The following is a 23,703-nucleotide window of genomic DNA, read 5'->3' on the forward strand; positions in this document are numbered from 1 at the left end:
CCCTCGTGGATCCGCCACCACTCAGTCGGCTGCGCGCACCCGCACCGCGATATACGGACGTGCCGGCAGCTCGGCACGCACGTCGCCTTCGTGAACACCGGGCAGCTCTTCGATGGTCATCGCCCAGGTGTCGATGACGTCGATCTTCGCGCGCATCTTCTCTGGCACCCTGACGGTTCGAAACCGCGGCCGGGCGTCACTGAAGTATGTCAGCGCATAGCCGTCTCCCCCGCCCGTCGCGAAGTCCCAGTCGCTCGGCAGCGGCGTGATCCGCCCAGCTGGTGCGGCCTCGATGAGCTCGCGCAAGAACGCGAGTCGGGGCAGACTCTCGCCGCGCAGGGTGCCGCCTTTCGCCCAGAAGATGACTTCATCGTCAGACCAGAATGTCTCGCCGTGCGTGAGGAACGCCCCCTGCAGAGTCGCCTCCCAGAATCTGCGGACGACCTCCTCGGCGGTGAGGTTCCCCCAGCCCTGATCGATGTCACCCTCGTAGCCGAACTCGTCGACGACGATCGGCTTGTCCCATCTGTTGCGCCACTTCGCGACCGACTGTGCCATCTCTCGTCCGCCGCCTTGGATGCTCGCGTGCGTCGCCCACTCGGCGCTGTAGTCGAAGATCTCCACCCAGTTGTGGATCGACAGCGGATGTCCCACGGGGTCGTTCGCGATCACGAGCGCCGCGAGGCGGTCCCAATCCTCGCGTCGCATGGCGGTGAGGAGGTCGTACTCGTTCGCCATCGACCACCAGACGTTCGGGAATGCCGACAGGCGGCGCACGACGTACGACACGTAGCGGTCGTCGGCGGCAGGGCCGAGCGTGGCGAATCCCCACCGGTCATAGGGGTGGAAGAGAATGACATCCGCGTCGATGCCCAGCCTCGCGAGGTCGTCGATGCGCCGCTCGAGGTGGGAGAAGTACTCCAGGTCGAAGCGAGTGGTGTCGAAGCCACCGTCCTCGGCACGCTCGAAGACGAAGCGATCGGGTTCGTTCGAGTTGAACAGGAACGACTTGGGAAACAGCCCCATCCGCAGCTTGTTGAATGGCGCGGCCTCCAGCGAGCGCAGCGTCTCCTCCTGCAATTCCTCCGGCTGATGCGTCCACGCGTATGACGTGGTCCCGACGGGGACGAAGGGCGTGCCATCGGCGTGCCTGAACCCGCGTCCACTGACGCGCACCGGTCCCCGCGCATCGGACTCGCTGACGTCGACGACTCCCTGAATGCCATCGAGCGAGCGTGCTGTCGATTCGGTCGTGAACGTCCAGCGGCCAGCAGCCGGCGGAAGGAAGCGCAGTCGATAGACGCCGTCGCCGTCGTAGAAGCCTCCGATGTCGAGCGTCGCCCCATCGAGAGCGAAGACCGCCGTGAGCTCGACGTCGACGAACGGGTTCCCGTGAGAAGGGCCCCGCAGGACGATGTCGACTCGCTCGTGGAGAGCGGCGGCACCCGGTACCTCGACAGTGGCGGATCCCGGGGCGACATCGTCGGCCTCATAGTCACGTGAAGCGACGATCGCCGGATCCTGCGGCGGGAGTGGGCTGAGGTCTTCGAACGCGGCGACGGCCTCGAGGACCGCGGCCTTCCGCGGGTCACCCTCGCCGAGGATCAAGCTCACCAGCGACCCGAACGGGAAATCTGCGAGCTGGGTGAGCATCGGCGACGCGAGCAGCTCGGGAGCGATCGCGCCGATGGCTTCCTTCGCGTCGGGCTGCTGGAGAACTGCGGAAGCGGGGGTCTGTTGGTCGATGTAGCGCATGGTTCCTCGAAGGATTCAGTCAAGAAGAGGTCGATAGGTGACGGCCACGATGCGACCGTCGCGCGATGGAGCGCCGAGTGCGAGCATCCGGCCGGTGAAGCCGGCGGCGACCTCCGTGGAGAAGTACCGGCCGTCCAGGCGCGCGATCTCGATCGCTTCGCCGTCGCGAACGACGGAGAGCACGACGTCGTCGGGGCCGGCGTACCCGAACGGCACCGGCGCCACCTGAGGAGGCATCGTTGAGACGCGCAGGGTCGCCGCGTCGCCGGTGATCTCGACGGCGCCGATCCGCTGACGGATGTCCCCGATCTGCACAATCGCCTGAGCGTGGCCATTCTCGAAGATGACCCCGCACCAGTGGCGGTCGTCCAGCCGCAGCCCAACGACGCCGGATCGCTCGACGACCGCGTCGGCCTGCCACGAGAAATCCGTCACTCGCGTGCACAGGACATCGCCCGCTGATCCCCAGGAACGGAACCTGAGTCCGCCCTCCGGTGCTCGCTCGACAACCGCGTCGGGCTCGCTACCCGCGGCCACCCATCGCGGGTCGAGATCGGCACCCGCGAATTCCTCCGAGAAGTCAGAGCCGCCCTGCGGCAGTTCGAAGCGAGCCTCATCGAATACGGGCCAGCCGTCGACCCAGTCCACGCCGGCGAGGAACGTCTCGCGGCCGAGAACATGGAAGCCCGGTGTGGAACCGCGCGGTCTGGCACCGAGATAGACGGCTGCCCATCCACCGTCCGGCGTCTGAACGAGGTCGGCGTGGCCGACGTTCTGCACCGGATGTGAGGTGCTTCGGTGAGTGAAGACCGGGTTCCAATCGCACGACTCGAAGGGTCCGCGGGGGCTCTGCCCCCGCGCGACGGTCACGCAATGTCCGCGCTCGGTGCCCCCCTCGGCGAGCATGACGTACCAGTAGTCGCCGATGCGGTAGAGGTGCGGCCCTTCCGCCATCGGCATCCCACTCCCCTGCCACACCGGATAGTGCGGCTCGAGGAGGCGCCCCGTCTCGAGGTCGATCGGCGCCTGGCGGATGCCCTGGCCGCCGACAGTGAAGTCAAGGACATGCCAGGTGAGGTAGCAGGTGCCGTCGTCGTCCCAGCACAGGTCGGGGTCGATTCCGATGGCTTCGGGGACGAAGACGGGATCACTCCACGGCCCCGCGGGGTCGGTCGCGTGGACGATCAGCTGTCCTGACTCGAAGTCGCTGACGTTCGTCGTGATGAACCAGAAGCGGCCGTCACGGTGACGAAGCGTCGATCCGTAGATCCCGGTCGAGGGTCCTGAGGTGCCGGCGCGGAACTGCGACCGCCGCGTGAGGATGTTGCCGATCTGAGTCCACGTCACCAGATCTCGGCTGTGGAAGATCGGGGCACCGGGAAAGTACTCGAAGCTCGAATGCGCGAGGTAGTAGTCATCACCGACGCGGCAGATCGTGGGGTCGGGGTGGAATCCGGGGATGATCGGGTGCAGTTCCGCGCTCAGGGTCTTCGCCAGCGATGTCGGGGCTGCCACGGGTTCAGACATGGCTGGCCAGTTCTCCCTGGGCCGCGAGCCGCCGGGTCGGCATGGTCGGCGTGGTCAAGCGGTTCGCGACGAGCCGGCCGAGCGCCAGCGTCGTCGTCTCAGACGGCCAGATACGCGTCCAGACCGCAGCCCCGATTTCCGCAGCGGGTCGGTCGCGGAACGGCGTCAGCAGCTGCGCGAGGTGCGTGTCCGACGCAGCGAGCCCGTTGTCGACCGCGAAGCGTGTCAGCTCCGCCCACGCGTCCTCGTCGTCTACGAAGTCACGCACGGTCGCGATGGGTTCAACCTCGGACGGCTGGTCCATCAACTCCCAGCGATGACGGCCGTGGCCCACCGACCGGGTCTTGGCCTCATCCGGAAGTTCAATCTCCGCACGGGCCCCGACTGGTACTTCCACTTCGAGCGTGACGACACCGGCGGCGCGAGACCAGCTCACTGATGCGTCACCGTACGGCGTGCAGTGACGCGCCGCGCAGTGGTCCAGCGCCGACGGGAAGATGGGGCGGATCAAGATGGTGCGGTACCCGGGGGCAGCGGGGGCAAGACCGGCGACGCGACGGTGGACCCAGTCGATCACGCTCCCCAGCGCGTAGTGGTTGAACGAAGTCATCCCGTTCGAATTGATCGTGCCATCGGGAAGCAGGCTGTCCCATCGCTCCCAGATGGTCGTCGCTCCGACCGTGATCGGATACAGCCACGAGGGAGACTGTGTCTGCAGCAGGAGACGCACTGCCAGATCCGGGAATCCGGCGTTTGTCAGCGCGTCGCAGATGAGCGGCGTTCCGACGAACCCGGTGGCGATCCGGAAGCTGCTCTTTCGCACGAGGTCAGCCAGGCGTTCGCCCGCGGCGGCACGCTGTCGCGGGTCGGGCAGCAGGTCCCATTCCAGCGCCATCGCGTAGACCGTTTGTGCGTCCGAGACGATACGGCCCGACGGCGCGACGAACTCCGCGTTGAACGCTTGGCGTACGCGCTCAGCCAGGTGGCGGTAGAACTGCGCCGCTTCCTCGTCACCCACCAGCTCGGCAGTTCGGGCGACGATCTCGGCCGAGCGGGCGAAGTGTGCGGTTGCGACCACATCCGGATCGGACTTCGCGTTGAAGGGGTCGTCGGCAGGCGCGGTCGGATCGAGCCAATCGCCGTACTGCACGCCTCCTCGCCAGATCAGGTCGTCGCCTGCGACGGACGTGATGTGGTCGACCCACGCGCGCATGCTCCCGAACTGCCGCTCCAGGATGCCGCGGTCACCGGTTCGCTCCCACAGGACCCAGGGCACGACGGTCGCGGCATCGCCCCACGCCGCGGCGGGGATGGTCGTGAGCTCGGAGCGCAGGACGTCGGGGACGACGTGCGGCACTCGTCCGGAAGGATCCTGCTCGGCCGCGAGGTCCGCAAGCCAGGAGGTCAGGAACCCGCCGGAGTCGAAGAGGTACGTGGCGGTGGGAGAGAAGACCTGGATGTCGCCCGTCCATCCGAGGCGCTCGTCTCGCTGCGGGCAATCGGTGGGAACGTCCAGGAAGTTCCCTCTCATGCTCCAGACCACGTTGCGGTGGAGCTGGTTCAGCATCTCGTCGCTCGACTCGAACCAGCCGGTGCGAGTGAGGTCGCTGCCGACGACGATCGCCTCCACGTCCTCACGCCGTACAGCCTCGAGCCCGTCGATCTCGACGTAGCGGAATCCATGGAAGGTGAACGTCGGTTCGAGGATCTCATCGCCGGTCCCCGCGAGATAGTAGGTGTCGGTCGCTCTCGCGCTGCGCAGCGGGCCGACGCCGAGTTCGTCGGCGTCGAGCACCTCGGCATGCCGGACGACGACCTCGTCGCCAGGTCTCGACGCAGGCACGCGCAGTCGTACCCATCCGACGAGGTTCTGGCCGAAGTCGATCAGGAGCTTGCCGCCAGGCGACCGCCAGATCCGCTGCGGTGGGACAGTCTCCGTGATCCGCATCGGTGGTCCGTCTTCGCCGACGAGCACGGTCAAGTCCGCATCGACGATCTCCACCGCGCTGTCGAACGGCGCCACGGAGTCCTGCCGCAGGTCGGTCGTCTGCCCGTCGTAGATCTCGTCCATGAGAATGCCGGTCGGGCGGGCGCGCCAGGATTCGTCGGTCGCGAGCACGTGCACCGTCCCGTCATCCGTGGTCACCTCCAACTGGCCGAGGAAGGCGAGCCGATCACCGTAGTGGGCTCGCTGACCGAGGAAACCCATCCGGCCCCGCCACCAGCCGTTGCCAAGGGTCACTTCGAGGGTGTTCTCGCCCCGCGTGATCAGGGGGGTCACGTCATACGCGCGAACTCGAAGCCGGTGTTCGTAGGCCGTCCATCCGGGGGCGAGCACCGTGTCGTCGACGGGAAGTCCGTTCAAGCGGGCGGAGAGCAGCCCGTGCGCAGTGGCGAACAGTCTCGCCTTCACCACGCGCCCGGGGACCCGTATCCGTCCCTGCAGCTCCGGAGCGGGCTGCCGAAGCCCGCCGAGCCGGATCGGGCTGACGAATCGAGCCTGCCAGTCGGTCGGCGCGAGGAGCCCCGCCTCCGCCTGCGCCGGCTCACTCCAAGCGCTCCAGGCCTTGCCCCGGACTCGGATCCGGACCGTCACCGATTCGCGGGCGTCCAGTGGAGCGGACGGCCAAGGCACCAGTACCTGCTCGGGTGATTCCACCACCCAGCGTTCGGTGTCGTCTTCGCGCCGGTGGATCTCGATCTCGTAGGCGGTCTGCTGGTAATCCTCGGGCGCCTGCGGCACCGTCCAGCTCAGTCGTGGCCGGACGGTCGTGAGGCCGAGAGCCGGCCCCACGTCGGTGCGGTGCTCGAATCGGGGCGCGGTCGGCGCCGAAAGGGAGGTCATATGTGTCCTGGGGTGTGAGGGAGCCGTGCGCCGTGATCAGGCGGAAGCGGGCGGGCTGTCGGCGACCTCGCGCGACAGCGCCGGACCGAACAGCCGGAGACGCTCGGCGCGGCGCGCTCGTTGCCGCGGCGGGTCGGCGATGGGCGCTGACATCTGCAGCCGACGCGTGTACGGGTGCTGCGGTCTGGTCGCGACCTGGTGCGCGTCACCGATCTCCACGATGCGACCGCCTTGCAGCACCGCGATGCGGTCGCTGATGGCATGGACAACACCCAGGTCATGGCTGATGAACAGGTACGCGACACCCGTCTCCTTCTGCAGCTCATCGAGCAGCGCCAGCACCCGAGCCTGCGTCGTCACGTCCAGCGCGCTGGTGGGCTCATCGCACACGATCACGGAAGGATCGAGCGCAAGCGCGCGCGCAATCGCAATTCGCTGACGTTGACCCCCGGAGAACTCGCGCGGATACCGAGACCCGGCGTCTGCCGGAAGGCCCACAGCGTCCAACAGTTCACGAACCCGACTGCGACCGTCAGCAACCCCGGCAGCGCGAAGCGGCTCCACAAGGATGCTCTCCACCGTCATCGAGGGGTTCAGCGACGAATAGGGATCCTGGAAGATCACCTGGATGTCACGCGCGACCTGGCGTCGCCGTGCCCGGGAGATGTTGCTGATCTCTTGGCCGCGGAAAGAGATCGTGCCCTCAGTGACCGGAGCCAGGCCGAGGATCGCCCGGCCGATCGTCGTCTTCCCGGATCCCGATTCACCGACCAGACTCACCGTCTCTCCGGCTTTCAGGGCGAGCGAGACGTCCTCGATCACCGTCTTCCCCCCGCGTCGGCCGCCGTAGCGGACGACCAGGTTGTTGATCTCGAGCAGCGCCTCACTCATCACCCGTCACCTCCATCAGCTCGACCTTGCGCGACGATTCGAGGAGGTCGCGCGTGTAGGGGTGTGCCGGGCTGGCGAAGAGTGCATCCACGTCATTGCTCTCGACGATCCGCCCGTCCTTCATGACACTGACCCGGTCGCAGATGTCCGCCACGACACCGAGATTGTGCGTGACGATGACCATGGCAAGTCCACGCTCCAGACTCAGCTCACGCAGAAGCTCGAGGACCTCGGCCTGCACGGTGACATCGAGCGCCGTCGTCGGTTCGTCCGCCACGATCAGCTCGGGGGACGAGGCGACCGCCCCGCAGATCAGCACGCGCTGCGCCATTCCGCCCGAGATCTCATGCGGGTAGAGCCGCATCACACGGTCGGGGTCGTCGATTCCGACTCGTGCAAGCAAGTTGACCAGCTCCGTGCGTGCGCGGGATCTCGACATGCCGGTGGCCGCGCGCAGCCCGTAGATCAGTTGGGCGCCGATCGTGAATGACGGGTCGAGATTCGACATCGGCTCTTGCGGCACATACGCGATCTGTCGTCCTCGAGCCTGCCGAATGCGGGCCTTGTCGGCCAGCAGGTCCTTGCCCTTGAAGAAGACGCTGCCACCAAGGACGACGGCTTCGCGTGGCAGGATCCCGACCACCGAGAACGCGATCTGAGATTTGCCTGAGCCCGACTCGCCGACGAGTCCGTGGATCTCGCCGCGCCTGACATCCAAGTCGACTCCATGGACGACCTCACCCACGTCGTCCGCCGAGACGGGGTATCCGACGCGGAGCCCGCGCACCGCGAGGACGACATCCTGGGGCGGCGTGAGGTCGTTCACCCCCGCCACACGCTCGTCCTGAGCGACGCGCGCCAGTGAACGACGCCGCGAGGGCTTGAGTGAGGCGCTGCGGTTGGACGCTTGCAGCGTGTCACGCAGCGCGTTGCCGAGGAGAACGAACGCAAGGATCGTCACGCTGATGACGACGGCGGGGAAGAAGATGTTCTCCGGCACCAGGTAGATGTTCTCGAAAGTCTCCTGCAGGACCCGTCCCCAGGACGGCTCGTTCGGGCTGCCGAGGCCGATGAAGTCCACACCGGCGAGCAGGGCGACGGCAGTGGCGAGAACGAACGAACTCTGCACGATGACCGGCGCACGCACGGCAGAGAGCACGTGGCGTCCGACGATACGGAAATCCGAGAGGCCGACGACCTTCGCGGCATCGACGTAGAGCTCCGACCGCACGCTGATCACCACCGACCGGACCAGGCGGTAGAAGCTCGGGGTGACGATGACGCCGAACGCCGTCATGGCCGCAGGTATGTTCGGACCGGTGAGCGAGTACAGCGAGATGATCACCGCGATCCCGGGCAGCGACATGATCAAGTCCGAGATGAAGTTGGCAACGGCTTCCGTCTTCCCCCGGTAGAAGCCCGCGATCAGTCCCGACGTAAGGCCGAGGACGAGCGAGACGCCCAACACGAGCACGCAGGCGAGAAGCGTCGCCTGGGTTCCCCACATCAGCCGCGACAGGATGTCCCGGCCGGACTGGTCCGTACCGAAGAGGTGTCCATCGGTGAACGGCGGTACGTTCGCCGCAGCGAGATCGGTGGCATTCGGCGCGTACGGTGCGAGCCACGGTGCGGTCACTGCCACGAAGACGAGGATCGCCAACACAGCGAAGCCGAACACCGCGAACAGGTTCTTCAGCAGCGAGCGGAACGTGTTGCGCCGCACGCCCTTGCGCGCGAGTGCGGCCGTGCCGTCGGCTGCCGGATCGATTTCATGCTGGTCGACAGTCATCGGATCCTCGCCTTCGGGTTGAGAACGCCGATGAGCAAGTCGGCCAGGAAGTTGATGATGAGGACGAGGATCATCGTGAAGACCACCGTGCCCATCACCATCGGCACGTCGCCGGCTTGTGCTGACAGGACGATGAGCTGACCGATGCCGGGCAGTGCGAAGACCTGCTCGATGAACAGTGCAGCTCCGAGGAGCCCGAGGGTGGTGAGGCTGAGGACCACGAGTCCGGGACCGGCCGCATTGCGAAGGACGTGGCGGAACAGGAGGGGTCCCTCCTTGATGCCTCGTGATCGCAGTGTGCGAACGTAGTCCTGAGACAGGGCGTCGAGGACGGAGCCGCGAAATTGCTGTGCCGAGGAGGCGATCGTGCCGATCAAGAGCGCGATCACGGGGAGCGTCAGCGACCACAGCCACCCTTGGACACCGTCGGTGATCGGTATGTATCCGGTCGCGGGGTAGAGCGGGACGGCCACGGCAAAGGCGAACACGAGCCCGATGGCGAGGATGAATCCAGGGACCGCAGCACCGAGGACGGAGAGGAACTGCACGACACGGTCGACCCAGCCCCCGTACAGGGCCGCAGTGACGCCGAGCACCACACTGAGAATGGCGGTCAGCGTCATCGTGATGATGATGAGCGACAGGGTGACCGGAATTCGGGTGGAGAGCGCCTCGGTCACCGATTGGCCGGTGAGGAAGGAGGCCCCCAGATCGCCCTGCACCACTCCCGAGAGGTAGTCGAAGTACTGGACGATCAGGGGACGGGTGAGCCCCAGCTCTTCCGCCTTCGCCGCAACCTGCTCATCGGACGCGCTGAGCCCGAGAACCGAGCGAGCGATCCCGATGCCGTCGGTGAACGTGACCGTGAAGGTGATGAAACCGACGATCACGAACAACCCTGCGGCACGGACGAGGTTGATGGCGATGTAGCGAAGCATTGCTGGGGCTCACCTTCTCCTAGTTCTTCTGGAAGTCCCGCAGCAACGGGTGCAGAGCGGAGAAGTCCGACATCGTCGGGACACTGATGTCCGGGCTGTAGAGATAGAACCCGTCCGGGTACGCCATCGGCACGAACCACGCCTGGTCGATCACGTACTGGTTGATCTGCTGCTGCGCCGCGATGCGCTCTTCCTCTGAACCCGTCAAGATCGTCTGCCACAGCCCGTCGATAGTGGCATCCGGCTGGTGTGAGACGTTCCAGATGCCGTCCGGCAGAACGTAGTCCTTGATGTCCTGCAGCGACTCGCCGTAGTTGCCGAGCTGCCACAGCGGCACGGGGTAGGTCCCGCTCAGCAGCTCGGTGATCGCGTCGGGACCGGTCAGGTTGACCTGCTCCACCGTGATGTTGAGCTGCGCGAGCTGCTCCGTCACGTAGGGGAACAGGAGGTCGTGATTCTGCCCTTCGAAGAAGGGGATCTGAAGCGTGAATCCGTCGGCGAACCCTGCCTCCGCCATGAGCGCCTGAGCGGCCTCGACATCGTACGGGTAGGGGTCTTCGGTGAGGTCCTCAAGGTAGGCGCTGCTCCCGGGCCGGAAGATCTGGTAGGCCGGGTCGGCATATCCGCGATACAGATCGGTCGCAATGGAGTCGCGATCGAAGACCATGTTCATGGCCTGGCGGACGCGGACGTCGCCGAGTGCCGGGATGGTCTCACCGTTGTGGTCGGTGATGAGGAGCCGCGTCGTGGTTCCACGAAGTGTCACTGCCTCGAGCCCGGACTTCTCTGCTTCCTCGATCGTCGCGGCGCTGCCGAGGATGCCGTCGATCTGGCCCGTCTTCAGCGCGTTCAGGCCTGCCGTCGGGTCCGTGAAGACCTTCAACTCGAGCGTCTCGTACGGGTACGTGTCGCTGTCGAAGTAGTCGGGGTTCTTGGTGAGAGTGTATGTGGATCCCTGGGTGCTCTTGCTGGGCTCGTAGACGTAGGGACCGCTGCCCACCACGGTGGTGTCCTGCTCGTCGCCGGCGTAGTACTCGGCCGAGGAGATCTGCGCTTCGCACAGGATCAGGTCGAGGGTCGGCGTCGGCTGCGGCCAGGTGATCGTCATGTTGTAGTCGTCGACGATGTCGAAGGTGAGGTCGGCAAAACGGGCGTTGTTCTCGCCCGCGAACTCATACGCTGCCTGAACGTCCTCAGTCGTGAGGTCGCTGCCGTCCGAGAAGGTGATGTCTTCACGGAGCTTGACGGTCGCTGCGCTCTTGTCGTCGTTGTACTCCCACTCCTCGGCGACTTGAGCGGAGGGCTTGCCGAACTCGTCGCAGATGAGCAGCGTGTCCCACGCGGCATCCGCGAACCATCCCTGGTAGCTCGGCTGGATACCGACGCTGAGTCCGGGAAGGTCGGCGGTCATTCCGAGCGTGAGCGTGTCCCCCGCGTCACCACCCGTGGCAGATCCGCCGCCGCCTCCCGGGGCGCAGGCCGTGAGCGCGAGTGCCGCAACGAACGCGGGGACCGCGACTGCTGCGGCTGCGCGTCGACGTGTGAATCGCATTGCAACTCCTTTGTTGTTTCTCCTGGCTCGGGCGGTGCTGCCCGGCGGACCTGAACGTGACATTCGGGTCGTCCGCGAGCGACGTTAGGCCCGGCTCAGGGTGCTCAGCAATCGAGACACCGATTATTGCGCAACGGCTTCAACGTCCTCCTTTCAGCCTGCCGCGGGTGGTCGGGCGCGCCTGCGGTCACAGCTTGGGTCGGCGATCCCGCTCAATGAGCGGCAACCGCGCTCCCCGTCTTGCATCGACCGGGGTCAGATGGGTTACGATCGGCCGCGACATTCGCTTGCGCAAAATAAGGGAATCGTGAACGAGAAGCCGAAGCAAGCGGTCACCCTCCGGGACGTGGCGGAGGCGGCCGGCGTGTCTGTGGCAACCGCCTCCCGGGCTCTGACCGGACGCGGCGACCTCTCGCGGCGCACGCGCGAGCTCGTAGCGGTCGCCGCCCGCGACCTCGGGTATGACAGGGGCGACGTGACGCGCGGGCGCCCGACGACTCTGGATCCCCGTCTCATCGAGTTCGTGCTCGGAAGCTTCGACGACGCGTGGACAGATGCCATGACGACCGGCGCTCGCGAGGCCGCATTCCGGCTCGGGTTCGATCTCGTGCTCACCCTGGAACGCGCCGAACCGACCGACGACTGGCCCACGCGCGTTGCGACTCGCCGACCGTCCGGGGTGATCATCGGGATCATCCGGCCTACCAATCGCCAGCTGGCGGAACTGCGAGGTCTGCGGATTCCCATCGTTCTTCTCGAGCCTCGCTCTGATCCCGAGGGTGCCCTGGCCAGCGTGGGAACGACGGACTGGCAGGGCGGATATGACGCGGGGACCCACCTGGCTGCCGGTCATTACAGCCGCTACATCATCGTCACCGGCGAGCCGCGGTACCGGTTCGGCCGGGCTCGCGAGGAGGGTTTTCGCCAAGCGATAGCGGACGCCACGGGCAAGAAAGTGACCCGCGTCAACTCCGAGTGGACGGATGCACCCCTCACCGAGGAGATGCTGCGAGCACTCGCCGAGGATCGCTCGCCGGTCGGAGTGTTCGCCTGCAACGACGAGATGGCCTTCGCCGTGTATCGAGCGGCCGCCCAACTCGGCCGAATCATCCCCGATGACATCGGCGTCGTGGGCTTCAACGATGAACCCCGGGCGGCACATGCCAGGCCCCCGCTGACGTCCGTGCGCCAGCCGCTGCGCGCCATGGCGGCGCGGGCCGTTGAACTCGTCGCCGAATTGCGCCGTCACGAAGACGACTCCTTCGAGCGGATCGAGCTCCCGAGCGAACTGATCGTGCGCGGATCGACGAGGAAGCTTCCCGTCGAGGAACAACCCTCGGGCAGCTGACGCGCTCATGCCGCCAGTCAGTCGCGCGGATAGGAGCGTGCGACCTCGCCCGGGCCGACGACCTCCACCGCACTGCCGACACGCATTGTCGCCGTGCACCCCTGCGGGATGCTCGCCCTCAGTTCGACCGCCTCCGCGTGCCGCCTCCATGACACTTCGATCGGGCCTCGTACGGTGTCCAGGCGTGTTCGGGCGTGGTCGATGGGCCCGTCCACATCCGGAGCGACCAGCACTTCTGCGTAGCCTGGCGCCGTCGACTCGATGCCCCCGATCCGGCGTACGAGCCAGTCGTCGACGCATCCGAACGCGTAGTGGTTGAACGAGGATCGCGTCGGTGTCCCGTCCTCGCGGATGGCGTCCCACGATTCCCAGACGGTGGTGGCGCCGCGGTCGACAGCGTAGAGCCACGACGGGGTGGTCTCTTGCCAGAGGATCCGCCGGGCGACGTCCCGCTCCCCCGCCTCCCAGAGCACATCGAGGAGGTGCGGGGTCGAGAGGAAGCCCGTGTCGAGATGATGGTCCGCCTCTTGGATCAGGCGTACGAGGTGCCCGACTGCGCGCTCGCGTCGCTCGTCGGGGATCAGGTCGAATGCGATCGCCAGCACGTAGATGCCCTGCAGATCGATTGGCAGGGTTCCATCCTCGGCGACGTACTCGTCGACGAATGCCCGGCGGATGCGCGCTGCGCGTGTGGCCAGGGCGGTGAAATCCTCGTCCAGACCCAGGACGCGGGCAACCTCCGCAGCCAGCTGGGTACTACGCGCGTGGAACATCGCGGTCACGATTTCACTGCGAAGGCGCGGCATCGCCATCTCGACCGGATCCAGGCCCTCGCGCATGATGCTCGGTGCGAGCCAGTCGCCGAACTGCCACCCGGTGTTCCACATCAGCCTGTGGCGGGCGAGCCGTTCGGGGTCAGCATCCCTCAAACGATCGGGGACCGCGGTCAGCGCCTGAGCCTGCTGGAAGTCGACCCACCTACGTATGGCGGAATAGTTCTCAGCGAGCACACGCGTGTCGTCGTACCGCTGATACAGGGTCCACGGGACATGCACGATGGCATCGCCCCACCCTGCGGCGGCGGTGACATCCGACGGACCTCCGTCATGCATCGAGGGGATCACCGGGATGACGGGCGGGATCCGGCCATCCGGATGCTGATCGACACGAGCGTTCGCGAGCCATCGCTCCACGAAGGGGCGGATGTCCATCACGGTCGCTGCGGATGGAGCGTAGACGAGCAGGTCTCCGGTCCAACCGGCGCGTTCCCGCTGCGGGCAGTCGGTCGGGATGGAGAGAAAGTTGCCCCGCTGCGACCACACGACGTTCTCGTGCAGACGATTGATGCGCTTGTCGGAGGTGTGAAACTCGAGCGTCTCGCGCAGGTCGGAAGCGAGGACGACACCCGTTGCGGCGTAGAGCTGGAAATCCTCGTCTGAGGTGATGCTGGCGTACCGGAACCCGTGGAAGGTGAAGGTCGGCTCGTATTCCTCGACCTCCTCGCCGCGGGCGACGTAATGGTCGGTCTGATCCTTGTTCGGGCCGACGATGTTGTCGAAGAACGACCCGTCGGGCGCGAGCACCTCGCCGTGCTGCAGGGTGAGGCGCACGCCGCTCGAGGCCCTCACACGAATACGCAGGCGACCGGCGATGACCTGTGCGAGATCAACGAGATACTCCCGGGGCGAGACGTGCGTGATCCTGCCGTCGATGTCGCGGGTCCTGCGAATCGGCTCGCCGGCGAACGGGACGAGCGTCGTGACATCGTCACCGCCGTCACGGCACGGAGCCCAGCCCACGACCTCGCGGGTCGGCTCACTCCAGCCTGGGTCGGCACGACGAGCGTCGAAACACTCGCCGATGAAGATGTCGGCGTAGTCCCACGGCGCAGAATTGCTCATACTGGCTGCCGCATCGGAGACGACGATCTGCCGCTCTCCGTCCGGGTACTCCACCGACAACTGCCAGATCACGGCGAGTTCGTCCCCGTATTGCGCGCTCGATCCGGTGATCCCGATGCGGCCGGCGAACCACCCGTCCGAGACTGTCATGCCCACGACGTTCTCTCCGGCCGCGAGATGGTCCGCTACGTCGTAGCACTGGAAGGACAAGCGTGAACCGTACGCGTCCCACCCTGGCGCCAGCACCTCCTCACCGACTGCTCGGCCATTCACTTCGGCCGTGTAGATGCCACGCGCCGTCGCGTAGAGGCGAGCGCGCACGGGCGCGTCTCGGAGGTGGAACGGCTGCCGGACGCGCCGGGGCGGGTGCAGCCGCTCAGACGGATCACCCACGGGGACGGCACGGCCGGCAACGATGTCGGGGATCGTGAAGATCTCGCGATCGACCCGCTTCTGTGATGGCACCACCCACCGCGCGCTCCAGTCATCAACGCGTAACAAGGAGGTGCCGAAGGTGCCGGACGCGGACGCCTCCTCACCCTCCGTCGACCAGGCGTCGACGGTCCAGCTGTAGTCGGCATCCGACTCCAGCGCGGCGCCGCCGTACACGACGTCGATGGCGTGGGCGCTCTCGAGTCGACCGCTGTTCCAGACGACCTCAAACCCTTTCGTGATGGTCACAGCACACGCGGCTTGGGCGAATCCGAGACTCGACCGCCAGCCGAACACCGGCACGGCCGTGGCGATCGCGGACGGGCTCGTGCTCCGCTCCACCGTCAGCGAGTGAATCGTCCTCGAACCCTCGCTCATGGCGATTCCTTCCTGCCCGCGTGGGACGCGGCACCGACGAACCACGTTAGGACGGCGGTCTGCTCGACCCAATCAGTGAGCGAGAATTGCGCAAGCAGCCCTTCATGCGTGGCCGGCCGCGGATGGATGCCCCCGGAGGGGCATCCATCCGCGCACCTTCACGGAGTGACGACCACTCGCACTCGGTCGATGTTCTGCAGCAGGGCGAACTTCGCACCGACATTGCCGTCGCGCTCCGCCGTCACCCGCACGCTCACGAAGTACGTACCGGGTTGACTGAAGGTGTGCTTGGTCGTGAGCGCCACGATCTTCTGTGGTGTCCGCACCGCGCCGGTGACATAGGTGCCGTCGCCTTCGAAGTCCCATTCGGCGGCAACGACCTTTCCGCCGCCGAGCGGCGTGTGCGCGGCCGCGATGAGGTTCACGGGCTTGCCCACCTTGGCCTTGATGACACCGTTGCCGAGCGACACGAAGTCGACGGTCGGCTGGATGCCACCGCGAACGAGCGCGAGCGGTGACACCTCGATCTGCGAGTCCTTGATCGAATAGCGAGTGGATGCGGGAGCCGGCACGCCGTCCTCCGCCCAGCGGGCCACATCGCGCAAGGCCTGCTCGACCCCGCCGTACCAATCCACGAGCGTGGCAGCCCGCGCGCCCGTGGGCGTTGCGTCCTGGTGGTCGGCGTGGTCCGTGAAGTACACCCGGTAGTTCCCGGATGCTGCGGATCCGAGAGCCGCCTCGACGCGCTTGCGGTACCAATCTGTGTGCAGCGGCAGCGCGTCGCTGTCGTACAGGTTGGACACCACGATGACCTTGCCGTTGATCGTCCCGTCGAAGGCGGCGTTGCCCGAGACCGCCCCGGAGAAGCTGGGCTCCACAACCGCACGCTGCGGGTAGATCGGCGTGCCGTCGGGCTTGCGGAACTGGTTGAGCGCGACCCAGCCCGTGTTCGCTGCCGGCAGCTGGTAACGGTAAGCGAATCGCTTGGCGATATTCCAGCGGTGCCCGACGGTGTCACCCATCTCGGCCAATTCCGTCCGCACGCGCTCCCCCAGCGGACTGTTCTCGGTGCCGAGATAGCCAGGTGCGTTCCAGAAGTCGACGACGTAGGTGGGGTCGTATGTAAGCGGCGCGTCGGAGTCGAGACCGCCACCGAAGTAGGCCGGGTCATATCCGAGGAGGTAGTCGGAGTTCTCCCACGCCTTCCACGGAATCCCGAGCTTGTGCAGCTCGGTGAGCATCGCACTCTCTGCCGCGTCGAGCGTCGCATACGGATCGCCGCTGCCCCCGGGCAGGAGAGCGTCGCGGATCGCCTCTGCCTTGTCGCTGAGGATCAGCTCGGCCGCCGCGCGTCCGTTGAAGTTGTAACTGTTCGGTGTCGGAACCGCCTGAACCATCGGAACGAATCCCTGCCAGACCCCCTCGGTGTTCTCGGCAGCACCCACCGTCTGGAACGACCCACCGCTCGGACCGTAGAGGTAGCCGAAGATCTCACGATCGCTGCCGTAGTACTCCGCCGCCAGGGTTTCTGCGAACTTCGCCGCCGCAGCTGAGTGGCGATAACCCAGAGAAATGGAACCGTTGCCCGCCTGCACGGCATATCCGCCACTGGCCAGGGCGAACCCGATGGCGCGATCGCTCGCACGAGCAGTGCTCTGGCCTGCCGCAAACGTCGTCGGGTACGTGTACTGGAAGAACCGCCCATCCCACTGCGCCTTGTCTTGTTCGGCATGCAGATAGATGTTGAATTGGATGTTCGTGCCTTCGAAGTGTCCGGACACCCGGCGGTGAGCAACCGGCGACGTCTCGTCGGTCTCCGCGTCGATCACCGGCTGTGCGTAGAGGGCGTCGATGCAGTCCGCAGTCACCGCCATCGGAGCATTCGGCGCCGACTGAACGCAGGGCGCGGGTGCGGCTGCAGCGGGCACCGCCGGCAGCAGCACAGCTACCAGCGCGATCGCCGCGCCGAGCGCGACCGGCGCTCGGCGAGCAAGAGAGGTTTGGGGCACGGTGATTCCTCCAGCGTCTTCGATGGCTGCCTTCACGACCGTCGTGCCGGCAGGGCTCGCTCCTCACCGTCTCGGAGAGATGCGAACAGCGACTGACGCTAAGTCGTGCTGCGGACGCACACAACGAAGCGCTCGACTATTGCGCAAGATGCGACGCCGCTCGGACTGATGCGCTTACGACCTCTTCCCGCGCCTACGCAGTTAGGCCCAGGTGGGCGCGTTCCGGTCGACCCAGAATTCGGTGAACTCCGTTGCTCGGCCGTCGGCCCCGAGACGCACGATCCAGAGGTTGTCATAGACCGTCGTCGGATAGGTCGACACACCGCGGATCACCGCCGTGTCTTCTTCCACCGCGACGACGGACCACTCGAAGGTCGTGGACCCTGGGTCGTCCCGGTGCGCCTGCCATCCTGCGACGATCTCGTCGCGGCCCACCCATGGCGGATCCGCCGGCGACGGAAAGTACGACGCACCCTCGCTGAAAGCAGCCGCGATGTCGTCGGGAGCGTTGGACTCCCACGCTCGGCGGTAGGCGGCCACCCAGGCCGCGACGTCTCCCCGCGTCACCATGGCGTCCATTATGGCGAAACCTGCCCCGTTGGCGGATGCAACCGCACATCACTGCTGATGCGCTTCCGCGCCGCTACGCGATGACGATGCGCACGAAGGTGACGGGACCTTCGGTGGCGTTGAGGTAGCTGTACTGCTGATCGCTCGCGTACGTGGCATGCTCGCCGGGATCGAGAGTGAGGGTCGAGTCCTCGATCTGGATCGTCAGCCTTCCAGCGGTCGCCACGACCATCTCGCTCCAGCCCGCCGGATCGGGTTCCGCGTCGTATCGGTCTCCCGGCGCGAGGGCCCAGGTCCACAGCTGCACCTCACGCGCGGCGGGCGAACTGCTGTGGAGTACGCCGACGCTCGAAGGGTGGGCGCCGCGCCACGTGATCTCGTCGATCGCGGTACGAGGTGCGCCGCGCTCCGCGACGAGCGTAGCGAACGTGGTGTCCAGGGCGTCGGCCAGTCGATCGAGCGCGGAGAGACTGATGTTCGCCTCGCCGGCCTCGAGGCTGATGATCGTGCGACGGCTGACCCCCGAGTCCTTCGCGAGCGCGGCCTGGCTGAGTCCTGCCTCTGCCCTGAGCCGCCGCAGGTTCTCGCCGACGTGGCGAAGAACGGTCGCCTCACGGTCGCTTTGCATGTGCACAATATTGCACACTAGGGTGTGCAGTATGTTGCACTCCCAGTCGCGATCGCTTCGGGTGTCGCGTCAAGAATGGGCGTTGATCGCCATCACTGCGCTGTGGGGAGGGACGTTCCTCGTCGTCCAGATCGCCGTCTCATACAGCGGGCCCTGGTTCTTCGTCGGGCTGAGGTTTCTTGTGGCCGGGCTCATCAGCGCGGTGATCTTCCACAGGGCGCTGCGCCGGATGACGAGAGCGGACCTGCTGGCCGGTGCGGCCATCGGCGTCACGATCTACCTCGGCTACGGCTTGCAGACCGTCGGCCTGCAGACCATCGAGAGCAGCATGTCAGCCTTCATCACGGCGTTCTACGTGCCGCTGGTGCCGCTGTTGCAGTGGATCGTCCTTCGCAAACCGCCGGGCGCGCTGACTCTCGTCGGGGTGGCGCTGGCCTTCGTCGGACTGGTCCTGGTGGCCGGTCCCTCCGCCGAAGGAGTCGTCCTCGGCGAGGGTGAGCTGCTCACTATCCTCAGCACGGTCGCGATCGCCGCCGAGATCGTCCTCATCAGCCTCTTCGCAGGAAAGGTCGACCTGGTCAGGGTCACCGTCGTTCAGCTGCTCGTGGCAAGCCTGCTCGCCTTCGGCACCATGCCGGCCGTAGGCGAGGCGCTGCCCGCGTTCTCCTGGGTGTGGTTGGCATGCGGTGTGGGCCTCGGAGCAGCGAGCTGTCTCATCCAACTCACCATGAATTGGGCTCAGCGCTCGGTCTCCCCCACCCGAGCCACCGTCATCTACGCGGCCGAACCGGTCTGGGCCGGCATCATCGGACGAATCGCCGGCGAGCGTCTGGGGCCACTGGCACTCCTGGGTGCAGCGTTCATCATCGCCGGCATGCTCGTCAGCGAGATCAAACCGCGCCGGCAGAAGCAGACATCGGAGCCCACGGCCGAACCGACCGCGAGCCGATAGATCGCGCCTTCCGTCATGGGGCCTGGTGGGTGTGCATGCGCTCGCCCGCGGCGCTGAAGATGCTGAGCACCTCGGCCGGCCCGTCCGCCGTGGCGCTGAGGCTGTGCGGCATCTGCGTGTCGAACTCGACCGCCTCGCCGCGCTCGATGATGTGCTCGTGGTCGTTCAGCGCCAGCCGCACGCGGCCGCTCAGCACATAGAGCCACTCATAGCCGTCATGAACGCGAGGCGCCGGCGCGGCGTCCGACGCTGGAAAGATGACCTTGTAGGTCTGCACCGGTGAGTGCTCGAGCGTCAGGGGGGCGATGACCATTCCGTCGCGGCGTTCGACGCTGCGGCGCACGCGGGGGTCGACCGGCGCATCGGGGAGCAGGTCGTCGAGGCGTACGCCGAGCTGCCGGGTGAGTGGAAGCAGGAGGGGAAGCGACGCCTGCCGTTTCCCTGATTCCAGGCGAGAGAGCGTGCTCACCGACATCCCCGCGCGCGCCGCGAGGTCTTCGAGCGTCCAGCCCCGCGCCCGGCGGGCAGCCCGCAGGCGGGGTCCGATCTGTGCGAGTTCGGCATCCATGACCCAATCTTGCCATTTCAGCAACTAACTTTGCTGCCGGATCACCTACGGTCCACGCTGGAGATATGACGAACGAATGGGATGCCGTGGTCATCGGCGGTGGTGTGGCGGGCCTCAGCGCGGCGCAGATGTTAGGACGCTCACGGCGACGCACCCTCGTCATCGACGGCGGAAAGCCGCGGAACCGCTTCGCCGCCCACATGCATGGCGTGCTCGGCCATGACGGACTCGACCCGGCGCGCCTGCTCGAGACAGGGCGCGCCGAGGCTCGGGCCTACGGGGTCGAGATCGCGACCGGCACCGTCAGCTCGCTGATCGACGACGGCGAGTTCATCCGTGTGGAACGCGCAGACGGAGCGGTCGACACCGCGCGCGTCGTCGTCATCTCGACGGGTATCCGAGACGAGCTCCCGGCTGTCCCCGGGCTCCACGCCGAGTGGGGCCGAACGGTTCTGCATTGCCCGTACTGCCACGGCTGGGAGGTCGCAGGACTGCGCCTCGGCGTGCTGGCGACGTCCCCCGCGAGCGTTCACCAGATCGAGCTCGTGCGTCAGCTCTCCGACCACGTGACCGCCTTCACCGCCGCGGCGGAGCCGCTCGATGAAGACACCACGACGCGATTCGCCGCGCGGGATGTCGGCGTCGTCTCAGAAGGGGTGCGCGCGGTGCGCCGCGACCAGGACGGTCTCGTCATCACCACTGAGGACGGCGCGGAGCACATCGTGGACGCACTCTTCACCGGAGGAGACCCCGACCTCCGACTCGAGTTCGCTGGCGAGCTCGGCCTGGCGCGCAGTGATATGCCGGGCACGCCCGTCGCTGTCGACCTGCGAGGGGCCACGAGCCACCCTCGCGTCTTCGCCGCGGGCAACGTCACGGCGCCCTTCGCGAACGTCCCGGTCTCGATGGGCTCGGGTTCGATGGCCGGTGCCGGCGCGAACGCGATGCTCGTGGCCGAGGACTTCCGTCGCGCCGTGGCCGACCGCGCCGATCTTCGCAACGCCGGGTGGGAGGAGCGCTACGCCGCCGAAAACCACTTCTGGTCCGGACGCGTCAACGCGTCTGTGGCTGCCGTCGTCGCCGATCTGACGCCGGGCACGGCGCTGGATGTCGGTTCGGGTGAAGGAGGCGACGTCGTCTGGCTGTCGGAGCGAGGGTGGCACGCGACAGGCGTCGACGTGTCGCCGACAGCCGTCCGTCGCGCGACCGAGCTCGCCTCCGCTCGGGGCGTCGACGCCCACTTCGTCGTGGGCGACGGCGCCCGATCGGTCGAGGGCGAGTTCGATCTCGTGCTTGCGAGCTTCTTGCACTCGTGGGAGGCCGATTTTCCGCGCTTCCGGATGCTGCGCGAGGCGGCTGCACGGGTGGCTCCGGGCGGACGCCTCCTCGTCGTCTCGCACGCCGCGCCTCCCCCGTGGGCGCGCGAGCTGCCGGCGCATATGCCTCCGATGCACTCGCCGGAAGAGGAACTCGCCCTTCTGGACCTGGACCCGGCGCAGTGGCGGCCCGAGATCGTCGAGCTCCGCCGCCGCGAGGCCACGGCCCCCGACGGCACTCATGGACACCTGGACGACGGCGTCCTGCTTCTGCGACGAGTGACCTGACGCCCCTTGTCGCACCAGTGACCCTATGTCAAGGGCCTCGGGGTGAGCTCTCTTTGCGACGTACGGTGTCGTGTCGCGTCGGCAGCAGGGTGAGGAGAGGACGATCGATGTCTCCAGTGGAACTCCCGGCGGCGCCGTGGCGACTCTGACAAGCGCGCGCGACCGCGCGGGGTGCCGAGCGAAGCAGGCCACATGGGGAAGCTGATCTACGAGGGATTGGTGAAGGTCGACTTCGAGGACCGGACGCTCGCCCACATCCAGTACGTGATCGCCGCGAAGCTTCGCCGACGGGAGCCGATGTACTTCACGTGGCGCGACGATCCCAGCCTCGGCGACGGCCGCACGACGGTGTGGATCCACCCGCGCTGCTCCCTCGTGTACAAGTACATGAACCGCGCCCCGGCACGGTTGAACCCGGCGTGGATCGATGCGCTGTCGCGCACGGCGAATTCCGCCACGGGGCTGTATCTGGTGCCCGAGCCGCCGCCTCCCGCGGCTGACGATGGCGGGTCGCCGCGACGCTGACCCCGCGGCGGGGTCCCCCACCGCGCACGGAGACAGTGATCAGTCGTCGCCGTCCTGATCGTCCTCGGCGTCTTCCTCGTGCTTCTTCTGCTCCTCCTCGAGCCGTTTCTGCTCTTCTTCGGTCCGCTTGCGGTTCTCCTCCTCTCGCTTGCGGGCCTCTTCCTCCTGCTTGCGGGCCTCTTCCTCGGCCTTCTTGCGCGCCTTCTCCTGCTCCTCGAGCTGCTGTTCGGTCAGTCCAGGGTCGACCACGACCTCGTTCCCGCCCTCGGTCGGGGCCGGCACGTCGGTCGGACCGGGTCCTGCAGGCGTGGTCGCGGCCGGAGCCGGCTGCTGACCCGGGGTGCCGGCCGTCGTGACACCGATGATGGTGGCCGTCGCGACGACGGCGGCCGCAACGCCGGCACCGACGCCCGCGAGCAGGCGTCCGGCGCGGCGGCGGGAGTCGGGGTTCTTACCCGACGCGGCGGCGGCCCGCGCGGGTTCCATCGCCGCGGCGCCGGCGCCGACGCCGACGCTCGCGCCGGCTGTGGGCGCCACGAGGGTGGCGGCCGTCGCCGGGGCGGTCGCAGCGGTCGCTTCCGCATCGACCGAGCCGGCGGCGGTCGCGGCCGAGGTCAGGCCATCCGTGAGTTCCCCGGCGGCGACGGCCACTTCCGCAGCGGTCGGACGTCGCGACGGCTCGAGGTTCAGCATCCGCGTCAACAGCGACGTCCATCCGGGACCGAGAGAGACGGGGATGATCGGCGGACTCTCGACTCGGGCCAGCGCTGCGGCCATGCCTCCACCACGAGGGTGATCCCGCTCACCCGTGAGCGCTTCGAGAAGGACGAGACCGAGGGAGTAGATGTCGGCCGGCGGCGCGGGCTCGCCGCCGCGGAGCTGCTCGGGCGCGAGGTAGGCGACGGTGCCGATCACGAGCCCGGGCGAGGTCAGTCGCGAACCGTCGAGGAGGAGCGCGATGCCGAAGTCGGCGAGCTTCGCCCGGGGTCGGGCCCCCGGGAGGGCGGCGGGACTGAGGAGGACGTTGGACGGCTTGATGTCGCGGTGCACGATGCCGGCGGCGTGCACGACGTGGAGCGCCTCGGCGAGCTCGGCCGCGAGGTGCGCCACGATGCCGGGAGACAGGGGTCCCGAGTCCAGACGAGAGCCGAGCGTGGGCCCCTCGACGAACTCCATCACGAGATACTCGGGCTGCCCCGGCACGAGGTGGGCGTCGTAAAGGGTGACGAGCGACGGATGGTTCAGCGATGCGAGCACCGTCATCTCGCTGCGGGCACGCTCCGACACGGCTCCGTCGACACCGGGCCGGATCATCTTGATCGCGACCGTCCGGCCGAGCACGACGTCCTCCCCCCGGTAGACGCGTGCCATGCCGCCCTCGCCGACGCAGGCGCCCAGCCGGTACCGGCCGTCGAGCAGCGGTGTCAACGGGTCTTCCTCGGCGCCAGTCATCGGCTCCTCCCCCTCGTCGCGCCCCGGGCGTGCGCGCCG

Annotated in this window: 17 protein-coding genes; 4 read left to right on the plus strand and 13 right to left on the minus strand. The window is 67.2% G+C overall.

Annotation, left to right across the window (positions count from 1 at the left end; translation table 11 throughout):
- Positions 1-21: 21 nt before the first annotated feature.
- The 7 genes from WYM_RS04355 to WYM_RS04385 are packed head-to-tail and all read right to left on the minus strand — an operon-like array spanning position 22 to position 11,297.
- The gene (locus tag WYM_RS04355; protein WP_019179609.1) at positions 22-1,755 is read right to left on the minus strand and encodes a DUF5605 domain-containing protein; all 1,734 of its coding nucleotides are present in this window, start codon (positions 1,753-1,755) and stop codon (positions 22-24) included.
- A gap of 15 nt (positions 1,756-1,770) precedes the next feature.
- The gene (locus WYM_RS04360) at positions 1,771-3,282 is read right to left on the minus strand and encodes a glycoside hydrolase family 43 protein (RefSeq protein WP_157524865.1); all 1,512 of its coding nucleotides are present in this window, start codon (positions 3,280-3,282) and stop codon (positions 1,771-1,773) included.
- Positions 3,275-6,127: an alpha-L-rhamnosidase gene (locus tag WYM_RS04365; RefSeq protein ID WP_019179611.1), complete on the minus strand. Its 2,853-nt coding sequence runs from the start codon at positions 6,125-6,127 to the stop codon at positions 3,275-3,277. Before WYM_RS04365 ends, WYM_RS04360 begins: the two co-directional genes overlap by 8 nt.
- Before the next feature lie 36 nt (positions 6,128-6,163).
- A complete protein-coding gene (locus WYM_RS04370) occupies positions 6,164-7,018 on the minus strand; it encodes an ABC transporter ATP-binding protein (RefSeq protein WP_019179612.1) in 855 nt (284 codons plus the stop codon).
- A complete protein-coding gene (locus WYM_RS04375) occupies positions 7,011-8,807 on the minus strand; it encodes a dipeptide/oligopeptide/nickel ABC transporter permease/ATP-binding protein (RefSeq protein ID WP_019179613.1) in 1,797 nt (598 codons plus the stop codon). Before WYM_RS04375 ends, WYM_RS04370 begins: the two co-directional genes overlap by 8 nt.
- Entirely contained in the window at positions 8,804-9,745 is a 942-nt protein-coding gene (locus tag WYM_RS04380; protein WP_019179614.1) for an ABC transporter permease, read from the minus strand. Before WYM_RS04380 ends, WYM_RS04375 begins: the two co-directional genes overlap by 4 nt.
- 19 nt (positions 9,746-9,764) lie before the next feature.
- Entirely contained in the window at positions 9,765-11,297 is a 1,533-nt protein-coding gene (locus tag WYM_RS04385) for an ABC transporter substrate-binding protein (protein ID WP_019179615.1), read from the minus strand.
- A gap of 307 nt (positions 11,298-11,604) precedes the next feature.
- On the opposite strand from WYM_RS04385, the gene WYM_RS19195 reads away from it, so the two are divergent.
- The gene (locus WYM_RS19195; RefSeq protein ID WP_019179616.1) at positions 11,605-12,645 is read left to right on the plus strand and encodes a LacI family DNA-binding transcriptional regulator; all 1,041 of its coding nucleotides are present in this window, start codon (positions 11,605-11,607) and stop codon (positions 12,643-12,645) included.
- Positions 12,646-12,662: 17 nt separating this feature from the next.
- On the opposite strand, the gene WYM_RS19200 is transcribed toward WYM_RS19195, so the two are convergent.
- From WYM_RS19200 to WYM_RS04410, 4 genes are all read right to left on the minus strand, one after another.
- The gene (locus WYM_RS19200; RefSeq protein ID WP_192813709.1) at positions 12,663-15,227 is read right to left on the minus strand and encodes an alpha-L-rhamnosidase; all 2,565 of its coding nucleotides are present in this window, start codon (positions 15,225-15,227) and stop codon (positions 12,663-12,665) included.
- A gap of 287 nt (positions 15,228-15,514) precedes the next feature.
- Positions 15,515-17,365 (minus strand): PKD domain-containing protein, encoded by a 1,851-nt coding sequence (locus WYM_RS04400; RefSeq protein ID WP_040569060.1) that lies wholly within the window; start codon positions 17,363-17,365, stop codon positions 15,515-15,517.
- Between the two features lie 201 nt (positions 17,366-17,566).
- Entirely contained in the window at positions 17,567-17,935 is a 369-nt protein-coding gene (locus WYM_RS04405; RefSeq protein WP_019179619.1) for a nuclear transport factor 2 family protein, read from the minus strand.
- 73 nt (positions 17,936-18,008) lie between these two features.
- On the minus strand, positions 18,009-18,563 hold the full coding sequence (locus tag WYM_RS04410) for an XRE family transcriptional regulator (protein WP_157524867.1): 555 nt from the start codon (positions 18,561-18,563) through the stop codon (positions 18,009-18,011).
- Positions 18,564-18,645: 82 nt separating this feature from the next.
- Between WYM_RS04410 and WYM_RS04415 the strand changes: the two genes are divergently transcribed.
- Entirely contained in the window at positions 18,646-19,515 is an 870-nt protein-coding gene (locus WYM_RS04415; RefSeq protein ID WP_019179621.1) for a DMT family transporter, read from the plus strand.
- 13 nt (positions 19,516-19,528) lie between these two features.
- On the opposite strand, the gene WYM_RS04420 is transcribed toward WYM_RS04415, so the two are convergent.
- Positions 19,529-20,083 carry a helix-turn-helix domain-containing protein gene (locus WYM_RS04420; protein WP_019179622.1) on the minus strand — a complete coding sequence of 185 codons (555 nt, stop codon included), beginning with the start codon at positions 20,081-20,083 and terminating at the stop codon, positions 19,529-19,531.
- A gap of 65 nt (positions 20,084-20,148) precedes the next feature.
- On the opposite strand from WYM_RS04420, the gene WYM_RS04425 reads away from it, so the two are divergent.
- Positions 20,149-21,687 carry an FAD-dependent oxidoreductase gene (locus WYM_RS04425; RefSeq protein WP_019179623.1) on the plus strand — a complete coding sequence of 513 codons (1,539 nt, stop codon included), beginning with the start codon at positions 20,149-20,151 and terminating at the stop codon, positions 21,685-21,687.
- Positions 21,688-21,879: 192 nt separating this feature from the next.
- Positions 21,880-22,212: a hypothetical protein gene (locus WYM_RS04430; RefSeq protein WP_019179624.1), complete on the plus strand. Its 333-nt coding sequence runs from the start codon at positions 21,880-21,882 to the stop codon at positions 22,210-22,212.
- A gap of 39 nt (positions 22,213-22,251) precedes the next feature.
- Here the strand turns inward: WYM_RS04430 and WYM_RS04435 are convergent, their stop codons facing one another.
- Positions 22,252-23,664, minus strand: coding sequence for a serine/threonine-protein kinase (locus WYM_RS04435; RefSeq protein ID WP_019179625.1), 1,413 nt, complete (start codon positions 23,662-23,664; stop codon positions 22,252-22,254).
- Between the last annotated feature and the right edge of the window lie 39 nt (positions 23,665-23,703).

The organism is Microbacterium yannicii PS01, assembly GCF_000304335.1.
Lineage (GTDB): Bacteria > Actinomycetota > Actinomycetes > Actinomycetales > Microbacteriaceae > Microbacterium > Microbacterium yannicii_A.

Coding starts and splice junctions, on each gene's coding strand:
- WYM_RS04365 (WP_019179611.1), bottom strand. CDS start 6,127: ATGACCTCCCTTTCGGCGCCGACCGCGCCCCGATTCGAGCACCGCACC.
- WYM_RS04360 (WP_157524865.1), bottom strand. CDS start 3,282: ATGTCTGAACCCGTGGCAGCCCCGACATCGCTGGCGAAGACCCTGAGC.
- WYM_RS04405 (WP_019179619.1), bottom strand. CDS start 17,935: ATGGTGACGCGGGGAGACGTCGCGGCCTGGGTGGCCGCCTACCGCCGA.
- WYM_RS04375 (WP_019179613.1), bottom strand. CDS start 8,807: ATGACTGTCGACCAGCATGAAATCGATCCGGCAGCCGACGGCACGGCC.
- WYM_RS04435 (WP_019179625.1), bottom strand. CDS start 23,664: ATGACTGGCGCCGAGGAAGACCCGTTGACACCGCTGCTCGACGGCCGG.
- WYM_RS04380 (WP_019179614.1), bottom strand. CDS start 9,745: ATGCTTCGCTACATCGCCATCAACCTCGTCCGTGCCGCAGGGTTGTTC.
- WYM_RS04370 (WP_019179612.1), bottom strand. CDS start 7,018: ATGAGTGAGGCGCTGCTCGAGATCAACAACCTGGTCGTCCGCTACGGC.
- WYM_RS04385 (WP_019179615.1), bottom strand. CDS start 11,297: ATGCGATTCACACGTCGACGCGCAGCCGCAGCAGTCGCGGTCCCCGCG.
- WYM_RS04425 (WP_019179623.1), top strand. CDS start 20,149: ATGACGAACGAATGGGATGCCGTGGTCATCGGCGGTGGTGTGGCGGGC.
- WYM_RS04420 (WP_019179622.1), bottom strand. CDS start 20,083: ATGGATGCCGAACTCGCACAGATCGGACCCCGCCTGCGGGCTGCCCGC.
- WYM_RS04410 (WP_157524867.1), bottom strand. CDS start 18,563: ATGCAAAGCGACCGTGAGGCGACCGTTCTTCGCCACGTCGGCGAGAAC.
- WYM_RS04430 (WP_019179624.1), top strand. CDS start 21,880: ATGGGGAAGCTGATCTACGAGGGATTGGTGAAGGTCGACTTCGAGGAC.
- WYM_RS04355 (WP_019179609.1), bottom strand. CDS start 1,755: ATGCGCTACATCGACCAACAGACCCCCGCTTCCGCAGTTCTCCAGCAG.